The organism is Emticicia sp. 21SJ11W-3, from assembly GCF_024138715.1.
In the GTDB taxonomy this organism is placed as follows: Bacteria; Bacteroidota; Bacteroidia; order Cytophagales; family Spirosomataceae; genus Emticicia; species Emticicia fluvialis.
In genome coordinates this window covers 1,099,513-1,112,686 of record NZ_CP092074.1, presented here as the reverse complement: position 1 = coordinate 1,112,686, position 13,174 = coordinate 1,099,513, and the positions used below count along the sequence as shown (strand labels likewise).

Annotated in this window: 10 protein-coding genes; 4 read left to right on the top strand and 6 right to left on the bottom strand. The window is 43.3% G+C overall.

The features are described 5' to 3' along the window. Window positions 1–227 precede the first annotated feature (227 nt). The 3 genes from MB380_RS04645 (at window position 228) to MB380_RS04635 (ending at window position 5,331) form a co-directional block, all read left to right on the top strand. Window positions 228–2,912, top strand: a complete 2,685-nt coding sequence (locus MB380_RS04645; RefSeq protein ID WP_253533647.1) for a DUF1553 domain-containing protein — start codon at window positions 228–230, stop codon at window positions 2,910–2,912. Between the two features lie 146 nt (window positions 2,913–3,058). Further along, entirely contained in the window at window positions 3,059–3,580 is a 522-nt protein-coding gene (locus tag MB380_RS04640; protein ID WP_253533646.1) for a gluconate 2-dehydrogenase subunit 3 family protein, read from the top strand. Window positions 3,581–3,615: 35 nt separating this feature from the next. Beyond that, a complete protein-coding gene (locus MB380_RS04635) occupies window positions 3,616–5,331 on the top strand; it encodes a GMC oxidoreductase (protein WP_253533645.1) in 1,716 nt (571 codons plus the stop codon). A gap of 289 nt (window positions 5,332–5,620) precedes the next feature. Here MB380_RS04635 and MB380_RS04630 read toward each other — a convergent pair whose 3' ends face one another. Beyond that, a complete protein-coding gene (locus tag MB380_RS04630) occupies window positions 5,621–6,883 on the bottom strand; it encodes a replication-associated recombination protein A (RefSeq protein WP_253533644.1) in 1,263 nt (420 codons plus the stop codon). Window positions 6,884–7,045: 162 nt separating this feature from the next. Between MB380_RS04630 and glgB the strand changes: the two genes are divergently transcribed. Beyond that, window positions 7,046–9,013 (top strand): 1,4-alpha-glucan branching protein GlgB, encoded by a 1,968-nt coding sequence (glgB, locus tag MB380_RS04625; RefSeq protein WP_253533643.1) that lies wholly within the window; start codon window positions 7,046–7,048, stop codon window positions 9,011–9,013. Window positions 9,014–9,095: 82 nt separating this feature from the next. Here glgB and MB380_RS04620 read toward each other — a convergent pair whose 3' ends face one another. The 5 genes from MB380_RS04620 to clpX all read right to left on the bottom strand — a co-directional run bounded on the left by MB380_RS04620 (window position 9,096) and on the right by clpX (window position 13,139). Further along, a complete protein-coding gene (locus tag MB380_RS04620; protein WP_253533642.1) occupies window positions 9,096–9,761 on the bottom strand; it encodes an MCP four helix bundle domain-containing protein in 666 nt (221 codons plus the stop codon). Between the two features lie 169 nt (window positions 9,762–9,930). Continuing rightward, window positions 9,931–10,164 carry a helix-turn-helix domain-containing protein gene (locus MB380_RS04615; RefSeq protein WP_253533641.1) on the bottom strand — a complete coding sequence of 78 codons (234 nt, stop codon included), beginning with the start codon at window positions 10,162–10,164 and terminating at the stop codon, window positions 9,931–9,933. A 274-nt stretch (window positions 10,165–10,438) separates the two neighbouring features. Beyond that, window positions 10,439–11,191: an alpha/beta fold hydrolase gene (locus MB380_RS04610; protein ID WP_253533640.1), complete on the bottom strand. Its 753-nt coding sequence runs from the start codon at window positions 11,189–11,191 to the stop codon at window positions 10,439–10,441. Between the two features lie 27 nt (window positions 11,192–11,218). After that, window positions 11,219–11,761: a hypothetical protein gene (locus MB380_RS04605; RefSeq protein ID WP_253533639.1), complete on the bottom strand. Its 543-nt coding sequence runs from the start codon at window positions 11,759–11,761 to the stop codon at window positions 11,219–11,221. Between the two features lie 118 nt (window positions 11,762–11,879). After that, window positions 11,880–13,139 (bottom strand): ATP-dependent Clp protease ATP-binding subunit ClpX, encoded by a 1,260-nt coding sequence (clpX, locus tag MB380_RS04600; protein WP_253533638.1) that lies wholly within the window; start codon window positions 13,137–13,139, stop codon window positions 11,880–11,882. Window positions 13,140–13,174: the final 35 nt, after the last annotated feature.

Sequence of the window (13,174 nt, the reverse complement as noted above, 5' to 3'; positions counted from 1 at the left end):
TACAGGTTTTATCAGCCTTAATTTGGCTGTACCAAGGTTAATTCTCTTACCACAACAGTGTTTCTTAATTTATATTTATGCCTGGGTCTGAAAATTAATTCATTTCTCTTTGTACTATTTAACACAAACCCTGGTTAAATTTGTAATACCTAACGGTTGTCTAGACATCTATGAAATACTCAAGGCTTTTTATATTCTCCTGTTCCATTATTGCCATAAGCGCCATCATGGCTTTCAGCTTCAATCCTTTTGCAGACAAGGTAGATTTCAATACTGAAATAAAACCTATTCTGAACAAGCATTGCGTGTCTTGTCATGGTGGAGTAAAAAAGGCAGGAGATATCAGTTTTTTGTTTTCTCAGGAGGCCATCAATACCAAAGGGAAGTCGGGCAAGGTGGGTATTATACCCGGTGATGCCGAGCATTCAGAGTTTTACAGACGCCTGATAAGCTCTGATGAAGAAGAACGAATGCCCAAAGGCAAAGACCCGCTCAGCAAAGAAGAAATGGAGACCCTGAAAAAATGGATTGATGAGGGGGCTCCGTGGGGCGAACATTGGGCGTACCAAAAACCGGAAAAACCTGATGTGCCGTCAGTTGGTGGCTTTTTTGCCCGTCTGGGTCTGATAGATGATGACGAAACCCGCTTTGCCAAAAATGAAATTGACAATTTTGTAGTAGAAAAGCTGAAAGAAGAAGGCCTATCTTTTTCGAAACAAGCTGATAAAGGCACACTATTACGCCGGGTATATCTTGATTTGACCGGCCTGCCGCCAACCGAAGAACAATTACGGGCTTTTCTGAACGATAAATCTGAAAATGCCTATGAGAAGGTGGTAGACCAGTTATTGGCTTCTCCGGCATACGGAGAGCGCTGGGCAGCCATGTGGCTTGATTTGGCCCGCTATGCCGATACAAAGGGTTATGAAAGAGATGTATACAGGAATATCTGGCGATACCGTGATTACGTTATCAAAGCCTTCAATGATGATAAACCTTTCGACCAGTTTACGATTGAGCAACTGGCCGGCGATTTGCTACCAAATGCCACCAACGAACAATTGATAGCCACGGGTTTCCACAGAAACACCATGAACAATGATGAAGGAGGAACCGTAGACGAGGAGTTCAGGGTGGCGGCTAATATTGATAGAGTAAATACTACTTTTGATGTTTGGCAGGGTACAACTATGGGTTGCGTACAATGCCATACGCACCCGTACGACCCCTTCGTACATGATGAATACTACAAGCTGATGGCATTTTTTAACAATGCCCGTGATGAAGACGTAGTGAGCGATACACCTTATCTGAGATTTTACAAGCCTGGAGATTCAACCAAAATAGAAGAATTGAAGAACTGGATACTGGCGAAAGGAAGAAATGGGAAAGACTTTGAAAAGTTTGTAAAAATACTGGAGCCCAAATTCAATTCGCATGATGTTGAGCCTTTATCGGCAGGCACGTCATCTTTATTAGATGCCAAATATCTTGGTTTACAGCATACAGGCTACGGCCGATTGAAAGGGGTCACACTGACGGGGAAGAACAGACTGGTAATGAATTTCAATACCGGCACTGAAAAAGGTGTACTACACATCAGAGACGGCAAGCCGGATGGAAACATTATTCTGTCTATCCCGATTTCTCCGGCACGAGATACCGTCATGTTTTACCCGCTTCCGAAACTAGAAGGCAAGCATGACCTCTATTTCACTTTTACGAATCCTAAAAAGCCCAAAGACTGGCTACAGATAAAATGGTTGTCGTTTCAGAGTACTTTTGGCGAAGGCAAAGAATATGAAAAAATTGAAGCCGGATATAAAGAGATTCTGAATGCCAGTGCGGATTTTACCCCGATTATGAGCGATGGCGAAGGCGATCTGGCACGCAAGCAGCACATTTTTGAACGAGGCAACTGGCTGGTACATGGTAAAGAGGTAAAGCCCGATGTGCCTAAGTATCTGTCTGAAATGCCAAAAGATTACCCTGCCAACAGGCTCGGGCTGGCTAAATGGCTGGTTAATGGACACAATCCTTTAACAGCCCGCGTTGCCGTAAACCGATTCTGGGAGCAGATATTTGGTGTGGGCATAGTAGAAACGGTAGAAGACTTCGGCACGCAGGGTTTCAGTGCTTCGCATCCTGAATTGCTGGATTACCTGGCCGTTACTTTCCAGGATGATATGCACTGGAGCGTAAAAAAACTCCTGAAAATGATTGTTACCTCTGGTACTTACCGTCAATCGTCAGAAGTAAATAACGAACTGCTTGAAAAAGACCCCTACAACCGGTTTCTGGCACGTGGGCCAAGAATCAGGCTTACGGCAGAGCAGGTAAGAGACCAGGCCTTGCTTGTAAGTGGTCTGCTGTCGAAAAAAATGTATGGCAAAAGCGTAATGCCCTATCAACCTGACGGCCTTTGGCAATCTCCCTGGAATGGAGAGTCATGGAAACTGTCACAAGGAGAAGATAAATACCGCAGGGCCATTTATACATTCTGGAAGCGCACCGCTCCGTATCCGTCGATGATGTCGTTCGATGCCCCAAGCAGGGAATTCTGCCAGCTAAGACGGCTCAGGACAAATACCCCTTTACAGGCATTGGTAACCCTCAATGACCCAACCTATGTTGAAGCCGCACAACAACTGGCCAGAAACATGATGAAAAAAGGTAAAAACCCCGAACAACAGATTCAGGCAGGCTTCAACCTGATTATGATGCGCAATATTGATGACAAAAAACTAAAAGTGCTTACCCAGCTTTACAAGCAAACCGAGCGGGAATATACCAGAAACCCCGTTGAGGCCTATAAGTTTTTCGGGAAGTCTGATGTTACCCCAAAAATGGCAGCACTCGCTGTTACAGCCAATGCCATGCTGAATCTTGACGAAATTGTAACAAAAGAATAGGGTCAGCAAAACCGGTGATTGACACATTAAAAACCTTCATTTATTTAACATTCATATAATTTTAAGCGCTTTTATCAGGTTTAATTTATTGGCTGTTAAGAGTACTTTTAAAGCCTTGATTTTTGAAAATTTTATCTATTTGAATAATGCAACGTAGAGCAGCTCTAAAAACATTTGCACTCAGCATAGGAAGCACCCTTGTATTGCCGTCATGGGCCAATGCCTGGAGCAAAGAAACCCTTCATCAGCCAAATCTGATTCTTTCTTCTTCACAAGAAGCCTTATTGGCCGAAATAGTGGAGGCAATCATCCCTAAAACTGATACGCCCGGCGCCAAAGAACTGAATTTAAACAAATTTGTTACGCTAATGGTAGCCGACTGTTTTGACGCCAACGCACAGAATACCTTTACCAAGGGTCTGCAAAAAGTAGATACCCTGGCAGCGAGCGAGTACTCAAAATCGTTTACTGAGGCCGACACCAAACAAAGGCTGGCAATTCTAAACAAAATGGCGGTATCGGACAATGAAACGGACAAAGGATTTATCAGACTGGTGAAAAATTTGACTATTCAGGGCTACCTAAACTCTGAATATGTAATGACCAACCTGCGCGTGCATGAATTTATTCCGGGGCGTTATCATGGTTGTGTGCCGGTAAAATCATAATTCTTTTTTAACTCAATTTGAAACGCACTGTTATTATGTCATATTTTAATATTGATTCAGTAAAAGCACAAACATTTGATGCCATCGTTATCGGTTCGGGTATCAGCGGCGGATGGGCAGCCAAAGAATTAACAGGCAAGGGTTTGAGAACCCTGGTGCTGGAACGTGGCCGCGAGGTAAAACACGTAACCGATTACCCTACCACCATGATGCAACCGTGGGAGTTTGAGCATCGCGGTCAGTTGAAAAAAGAGGTAAGAGACGCCAACCCCATTGTAAGCAAATGCTATGCTTTTTATGAAGGTACCGAACAGTTTTTTGTAAAAGATGCTGAGCATCCTTATGTACAGGAAAAACCTTTTGATTGGATTCGCGGATACCAGACGGGTGGTAAGTCATTGCTATGGGCGCGCCAGACACAACGCTGGTCGAAATACGATTTTGAAGGCCCCGGCCGTGACGGCTTTGCCGTAGAATGGCCTATTGGGTATGAAGATATAGCTCCGTGGTACAGCTATGTAGAGAAGTTTGCAGGCATATCGGGCAATAAAGACGGCTTGGCCAGCTTACCAGACGGTGAGTTTCTGCCACCGCATGAGATGAACTGCGTAGAGAAGTATTTCAGCCAGCAGATTGCCAAAAATTATAACGACCGCCACATTATTATGGGACGTTGTGCACATATTACCGAACCTAAAAAGGTACACCTGGACCAGGGCAGAGCCAAATGCCAGCACCGTACCATCTGTGAGCGGGGCTGTCCGTTCGGTGGTTATTTCAGCAGCAATGCTTCTACTTTACCCTGGGCTGCCAAAACAGGCAAAATGACTTTACGCCCCGATTCGGTTGTACATTCAATCATTTATGATGAAACAAAAGGCAAAGCAACCGGTGTTAGAGTGATTGATTCGAACACGAAACAAATGACCGAGTACTATGCCCGTATCATTTTTGTAAATGCTGCGGCCCTGAACTCAAATCTGATATTGTTGAATTCAATATCCGGCCGTTTCCCAAATGGATTAGGTAATGACAATGGTTTATTGGGCAAATACATTGCTTTTCATAATTACACGGCCACTATCAATGCCGATTATGAGGGTTTTCTGGACTCTACCACCGATGGTCGCCGGCCAAACTCTCCTTATATACCTCGTTTCCGTAATGTATTCAAGCAGGAGACAGACTTTCTGCGTGGCTACGCCTCTGGTTTTCAGGCGGGTCGATACATGCGTGACGACAGAAGCGGTATGGGAGAAGACCTGAAAAAAGGCTTGTTGAATCCGTACCTGAACAACGTATGGAGTGTAGGTTCGCACATGATGGGTGAGACCATACCCAAAGAGAGCAACTATGTTAGATTGGATAAATCGAAGCTTGACCCCTGGGGGATACCACAATTAAGTATTTCGGTAGATTATGACGACAACGACCGCAAGATGGTAAAGGATTTCTTCGAGCAATTAACAGAAATGTACACCAAAGCAGGCTTCAAGAATATCCGAACCAACGATTCGAACCGGACACCGGGGCTGGACATCCACGAAATGGGTGGTGTAAGAATGGGCAAAGACCCTAAAACGTCATTGTTGAATAAATGGAATGCCTTGCATGAGTGCAAAAACGTATTCGTCACCGACGGCGCCTGTATGACCTCAACCTCAACCCAAAACCCATCACTTACTTATATGGCCTTGACAGCAAGAGCAGCTGATTATGCTGTGAAAGAGTTGAAGAAAGGGAATTTGTAAGGGTATTTAGGATAACATTTGTACGATATGTAGTCCCTCATAATAATGTTACATTGGCGAGAAAATTGATAAAATCGATATTTAATATCCCATTAGGGATGCTATATCTGTAGATAAAACCAGTAGAAAGAGATTGAATATCCCGTAGGGATAGTATATTAATATAACGTCCCTACAGGACTTGGAAATGTATTCTTTTAGATTTCTACCGATATATCGTCCCTAAAGGGACTTGAAGAAAGCCTTGTCTATGCGAATGGACAAGGCTTTTTATCTGTTGTTGGCAATTTCAATACCCGTACCATTCCGCCCACCATGCCTGCAATTGCCTACGAATCTCGTTTTCTCTGGCATTGTTACTGGGTTCATAAAGTTTGGTACCTTTCAGTTCATCAGGCAAGAAATTCAGCTTTGTAAAATTCCCTTCATAGTTGTGTGCATATTTATAGTTTTTGCCATAACCAATCTGCTTCATCAGTTTGGTTGGGGCATTGCGCAACGCTAAAGGTACAGGCAGGTGAGACGTTTTCTCGGCCAGTGCAATGGCATTTTCAATAGCCATGTAAGAAGCATTAGACTTAGGCGATGTAGCCAGATAAATAGCGGTTTGTGAAAGGATAATACGGCACTCAGGGTAACCGACAGTCTTTACGGCCTGCATACAGTTATTGGCCATAATTACAGCCGTTGGGTTGGCATTGCCAATATCCTCCGACGCCAGAATCAGCATACGGCGGGCTATAAATTCGGGGTCTTCTCCGGCCACAATCATGCGGGCCATCCAGTAAACGGCTGCATTCGGGTCAGAACCCCTCATTGACTTAATAAACGCCGAAATAATATCATAGTGCTGCTCACCTGACTTATCATACCGGGCAATGTTCCGCTGCGCTACCTCTTCTACCAGATCATCAGTAATCACTATGGGTGTATCTACAGGAAACGAAAAGCTGATAATTTCAATCAGGTTCAACAGCTTTCGCCCGTCACCACCCGAAATGCGCATCAGGGCATCATACGATTCCACTTTTATATCTCTTTCTTTCAGAATTACATCTTCATGTATGGCTCTGTCGGTCAGCGCTTTTAGTTCATCTTCCCCGAAAGACTCTAATATATAAACCTGGCAACGTGACAACACCGCACTATTAAGCTCAAAAGACGGGTTTTCGGTAGTAGCGCCAATCAGGGTAATCTGCCCCTTTTCAACGGCCAGCAACAGAGAATCCTGCTGTGATTTATTATATCTATGAATTTCATCAATAAACACAATGGGGGGAAACAAGCCTGTTGCCCGGCCGATTACCTCGCGCAATTCTTTTACACCCGAACTAACAGCATTTAACTGATGAAACTGCCTTTTGGTGGTTTCGGCTATCAGCAAAGCCAGTGTGGTTTTGCCTGTACCCGGCGGGCCCCATAGAATCATGGATGGCACCAGATTGGCCTCAATGGCATTACGGAGGGGTTTGTTTTTCCCTAAAATGTGTTCCTGTCCCAGGTAATCTTCCAGTTTTTTCGGACGCAGGCGCTCAGCTAATGGTGCAGCCATACAATATATTATTAAGAGATTTAAGTATCCGGATTAGCAGCGTTCTTCCTTTTTTTCACTAAATAAGATTTACAAGACAAATATACTTCGCTTCTTGGAATTGTAGAACCACTGCTCTATTTTTACCTATTGGAAAAAACAAAACCTCATTGGCTTTAACCTATGGCAAAGAAAAAGACTTCTACACCGAATACAGAAGAATCTAACCCGGAAACCCCCAGTTTCAAGAACGTAGAATCATTCAGTTTGTTTACAGATTTTGACATTAATCTTTTCAAGGCAGGCAAACATTATCGTTTGTATGAAAAGATGGGGTCGCACGTGATTGAAAACCAGGGTGTGGTGGGCACATACTTTGCTGTCTGGGCTCCTAATGCCCGGTACGTGTCGGTTATTGGTGGCTTTAATGGTTGGGAGCGTGGCTCACACCCGCTGGCATCGCGTTGGGACAGCTCAGGCATCTGGGAAGGTTGGATACCGAACGTTGGCAATGGTGAGGTTTACAAATATTTTATTTCGTCGAATACAGGTGAAGACCTTGAAAAAGGAGACCCTTACGCCCTGCATTGGGAGATACCCCCAAAAACCGCTTCGGTAGTATGGGATAACTGGTATGAATGGCAGGACAAAGACTGGATGCAGACACGGCATCGTAACAATGCACTGAACGCCCCTATATCGGTTTATGAACTGCATCTGGGCTCATGGCAACGTGACCCGAGCGACCCGGAACGCCGACTCAGTTACAGAGAAATTGCTAATTCGCTGGTGCCTTATATGAAAGACATGGGCTTTACGCACGTAGAGTTTATGCCTGTGATGCAACACCCCTATGAGCCTTCGTGGGGGTATCAGATTACCGGATACTTTGCCACCAGCAGCCGCTTTGGTACACCGCAAGACTTTATGTATCTGGTAGAACAACTGCACATCAACGGAATCGGGGTTCTGCTAGACTGGGTGCCGTCTCATTATCCCAGCGACGCACATGGTATTTATCGTTTTGACGGCACCTCGCTGTATGAGCATGAAGACCCACGGCAGGGCTATCACCCCGACTGGAAGAGTTACATCTTTAATTACGGACGCTTTGAAGTACGCTCATTCTTAATCAGCAATGCTTTATTCTGGCTCGATAGATTTCATATTGATGGCCTGAGGGTTGATGCCGTGGCATCTATGCTCTACCGTGACTACTCACGTAAAGCCGGAGAGTGGGTACCTAATATTTTTGGAGGCCGCGAGAACCTGGAAGTGATATCGTTACTGAAAGAGCTAAATGAAGAGATTTACAGGAGTTTCCCTGATGTGCAGACCGTGGCTGAAGAGTCTACGGCTTTCCCGGGTGTTTCAAGACCGGTATATAACGGCGGGCTGGGTTTTGGCATGAAATGGATGATGGGCTGGATGCACGATACCCTTCGCTATTTTGCTAAAGACCCTATGTTCAGGAAATGGCATCAGAATGATATAACTTTCAGCCTTGTATATTCTTTTACTGAAAACTTTATGTTGCCGCTTTCGCACGATGAGGTGGTATATGGCAAAGGGTCATTGATTGAAAAAATGCCTGGCGACCAATGGAGAAAATTTGCAAACCTTCGCTTATTGTTTACTTATATGTTTACACACCCAGGAGCAAAATTGCTATTTATGGGTGGCGAATTTGCCCAATATGCCGAATGGAACTACGCCAAAAGCCTTGATTGGCATCTGTTAGAAAACCAACCCAATAAAGGGATAAAAGAGCTGGTAAAAGACCTGAACGGTTTGTATAGAGGAGAAGTAGCCTTGTTTGAAAAGCAGTTTTCGCCAGATGGTTTTGAATGGCTTGATACAAGCGACCGCGAAAATGCCGTGATTGTGTATGCCCGTAAAGGTTTGCATGAAAAAGACACTGTAATTGTAGTACTCAACTTCACGCCTGTACCTCGTTCTCCATATCGGATTGGCGTACCTGAAACGGGTATTTATGAAGAAGTCTTTAATAGCGATAACCAGAAGTACTGGGGCACCGGTTTACTAAACGGTAGTGTTAATACCGAAGCAATACCTTTGCATGGTAAAGATAACTCTATTGAAATATCATTGCCGCCTTTGGGTGGAGTAGTGTTCAGATTGAAAGCGTAAGTTCTGTCAAACAGAGGAACCAAATTTTTAAAGCAAAAGCCCGGCGCTCTCATGAACACCGGGCTTTTGCTTTTAGCCTGGTTTAGTTTAATGATGGATTCTGAGGTGTTTTAGGCATAGTAGACCTGGATGAAAATATAAGCGTAAGAATGATGGTACCCAGAACAATCAGCAGCGTTAGCTCAAACTGGGTATCTGATGCTGAGCCTAACACTATTCTCTGCGATGTTTTATTCAGCTTCTCCCCTTCTGTAATCTGGATGTTCGACAAGTGGTTGAGCGTATTCAGCGCACCGTAAAACGCTTCATCCAGTATGTATTTCACGTTTTCTGAATTGTAAACACCTGCCCGATAAATATGCTTTTGCTCAAGCGACAGTCCATGCGCTATTTTCTTTTTAAAATCCTTAAAAAGTACCTCTTCTGTTGCTGTTAATTTCGTCTTTTCGTAAGACACTATCAAGGCGTTTATAGACTGGTTGTGCTGTTTTATTTTATCTTTTATCTGGGCTATTTCTTCTTTGGTGTTACAGTCATCTACCAGTAATTTCTTTCTGGAAAGGTGATTAGATAGCTCATAGATATAGCTTTCAGCCATAAGCCGGTCTTCATACACTGCAGAGAAGCTATCGCCTAATTCGTTAAAATGATGTTTATCTGAAACATTTTTGATAAACAAAAACACAAAAATGACTGTCAGCCCCATAGCGGCTTTTACTTTTTGTTCGATACTGTAAGCCCATTTCATATAATTTGCGGTTAACTGGTTCAGTTATAAAACGACTTTATACAAATATAAGTAAAAATAACCATATTTTAATTTGCCAATACCCCGGTAGAAAGGCCATTTAAACAAAAAGGAACCTTTTGGAGGCTCCTTCAGATATATTTGCATAGTGGAAATGAATTACGAAAGATTATTTGTTGTGCTGAAAATAAGCTTCAGGGGTTTCGCCTGTAAATGCCTTGAAATCATGAATAAAATGAGCCTGATCAAAATAACCTGCCTCTAAACCCAATTCGGTTAGTGTTTTTTGGTCAGTATGATTTTTGAGCAAGGCATTGAAACGAACAATACCTGCAAATTTTTTAGGAGACGCGCCTACTGTTTTTCTGAACCGCTTTTCAAGAGGGCTTTTGCTGGTAAACAACAGCTTTGCAAGGTTATTGATTCTGATATTGCCAGTAGTCTTACAAAAGGTTTAAGGGTGTCGCAGGGTATGTAGTTGGCAAAGCTCATTTTCTAATCAGTTTAACAATGATTACAAATGCAATTGATACCATAAAAGTACAATAAATACTGATTGCCCGGCTTAATGAAGTACTTTGTCGTGAGAAATACTACCTTATATCTCATAAAATATCTAACAAAGTAACTTTAACGCGGAAAAGAGGCTGGTAAGGTGAAGATTTACCATTTGATTATCATTGGCCACCTCCGCCATAGCGTGTGTCTACCCCGGCACAAGCGGTTAGAAATTCAGCCACAATCCTGGCGCATTCTTCGGGTCTTTCAAACATTCCGGCATGAGCTACTCCACCGAGTATACCAGTGTAACCCATCTTTAAAAGCTTTATTTGCTCCTCAGCTGCCGAAACCGTTACAAACTTATCCTCTTCACCTGCAATAATCATAGTTGGGTATCCGGCATTTTTCAGAATTGCCGTAGTATCCCGGCGATTCCGCATGGCCATCTGTGCGTTTGTCATGGCCTTTTCCGGAATTGAACTGTAACGTTCCATCTGACTATCAATCAGGGTTTTACTTTTTTTCTTGAAATCATCTGTAAACATTTTCGGATAAAAATCTCTGATAAACTCAGCTGAGCCGTGTTTTTCAATAAAATCAATGGTCTTTAATCTAGTTGCTTTTCGTTCTTCATCATCCGGGTAAGCAGAGGAATGAAACAGCCCCAGACCTTGTAACCACTCCGGGTATTTTTCAGCAAAAGTCAGTGCTATGTACCCACCCATAGAATGCCCTATCAACACGCATTTTTCTTCTTTGCGTTCATCCAGCACATCTTTCAGCCAGTCTGCATAATCGTCAATAGATGTGCAATTGGTAAGTTTGCTGTAATCTGGTGTTACATAAGTATATGTTCGGGGAAGCAGGCTGATAAACTTGTTCCAGATGATGTGGTCTTCGCCAAAGCCATGAATCAGAATAACATTCATATTTTCCGGTTTTTTAGTTTTACTCAATTAAAACAGTTTCCGCAATGCGCGTATGATCATAAATGCCGACAACAAGCCGAAAACTATGGCTAGTATATTGATGTGCAACAATGCAAAAATAACGGCAAAGCCCAGTAACACCAGCCCAATCTCAAGCCGCACAAATGCTTTATGGCTTAACCCTCCCCTTTTCTTCTTTGATTTCTTCTTCTGAAATATGCCTTTTTTCTCGGGTTTTTGAAAAAGACGCGGTTTCTGGTGCTCATCTATTTTACTGTTCTTCTTCAATAACCCCTTTGGCAACCAATCTGTTTTATGGTTTACCTCATTTTTTATGGTAGGCAAGGGCGGGGTATAATTAGCTGTTAAATTTTCGATGGCTGGCGCGGGCATCGGAGCCATTTTTTCCATTTCATGCGGTGCAACAGTACCAGCCTTTAAAGCTGAGGCGACATTTTGTTTTTCAGGCTTCAGATAATGATCCGGAATTGAGTTCTGAAAACGGGCGTACTCTCGTTTGCAACCCAACACAAGCAGCAAAACCAGTACAAATGGAAGCGTTCTTAACATAGTATAATAGCTTTTTAAGAAAAATATCAGGGTAGAGGCAGCCAAAAATACCGGGCATCAAAAAACCCTGTAAAGCTTATTGACCGGCTTTACAGGGTTTGATGAAATATCCCAAAAATTACGCTACCAGTTTCAATTGATAGAACGCCGAGCGCTCAAATTTATTTTGTGCGTATTCTAGCGTAATTGTGAAGTTCTTTACCTCTTTGTTTGACGGAATCTCAAACATGATGTCTGTCATGATTGCCTCACAGATAGAGCGTAATCCTCTTGCTCCCAGCTTGTATTCCATGGCTTTCCCTACAATGTAATCCAGGGCGTCCGGTGCAAACTCAAGGGCTACATCTTCCATAGCAAAAAGCTTCTTATATTGCTTGGTCAGTGCATTTTTAGGCTCTATCAGGATACGGCTCAAGGCGTCCTTGTCGAGCGGGTTCAGATAAGTCAACAAAGGCAAACGACCAATCAATTCAGGTATAAGACCAAAAGATTTTAAATCCTGTTGCGTAACGAAACGCAACAAGCTGGTGCTTTCCAGCAATTCCAGGCGTTTGGCATCATTAGAGAACCCAATCGGGTGGGTATTAATACGCTTGGCTATGTGGCGGTCTATACCATCGAAAGCCCCGCCGCAGATAAACAATATGTTTTCGGTGTTTATCTGCACCATCTTTTGCTCCGGGTGCTTTCTTCCACCTTCCGGCGGAACACTTACAACTGAGCCTTCCAGCAATTTCAGCAAACCCTGTTGCACACCTTCACCGCTTACATCACGCGTTATAGACGGGTTGTCACTTTTACGGGCTATTTTATCAATCTCATCAATATAAACTATTCCTCTTTCGGCCAGTTCAACGTTATAATCGGCGGCCTGTAAAAGTCTGCTCAAAATACTTTCTACGTCTTCGCCCACATAACCTGCCTCTGTTAGCACAGTGGCGTCAGCAATGGCAAAAGGTACCTGTAATACTTTGGCAATATTACGTGCCAGGTAGGTCTTGCCGGTTCCGGTCTCTCCTACCATAATTATGTTCGACTTCTCAATCATTACATCATCATCACGCCTGTTTTGCATCAGGCGTTTATAATGATTATAAACCGCTACGCTTAAAACCTTTTTGGCTTCATCCTGCCCAATTACGTACTGGTCAAGATGCTTTTTCAGTTCTATGGGGGGCTTGAGGTCAAATTTAGGCGAGTCTGCTGACTTCTTTTTCTTTTCTTTCTTCACAACTCCGTGCAATTCCTGTTGCACAAGCTGGTGCCCCTGCTCTACACAAAAATTGCAGATATTGGCTTCGGTGCCAGATATTAAGAGTTCAACTTCGCTTTTTCCTCTACCGCAGAAAGAGCAATAAGGTTGCTGTCCATATTCCATTGAGTATCCTTTGTCTTATTTATCCACAAAAATAA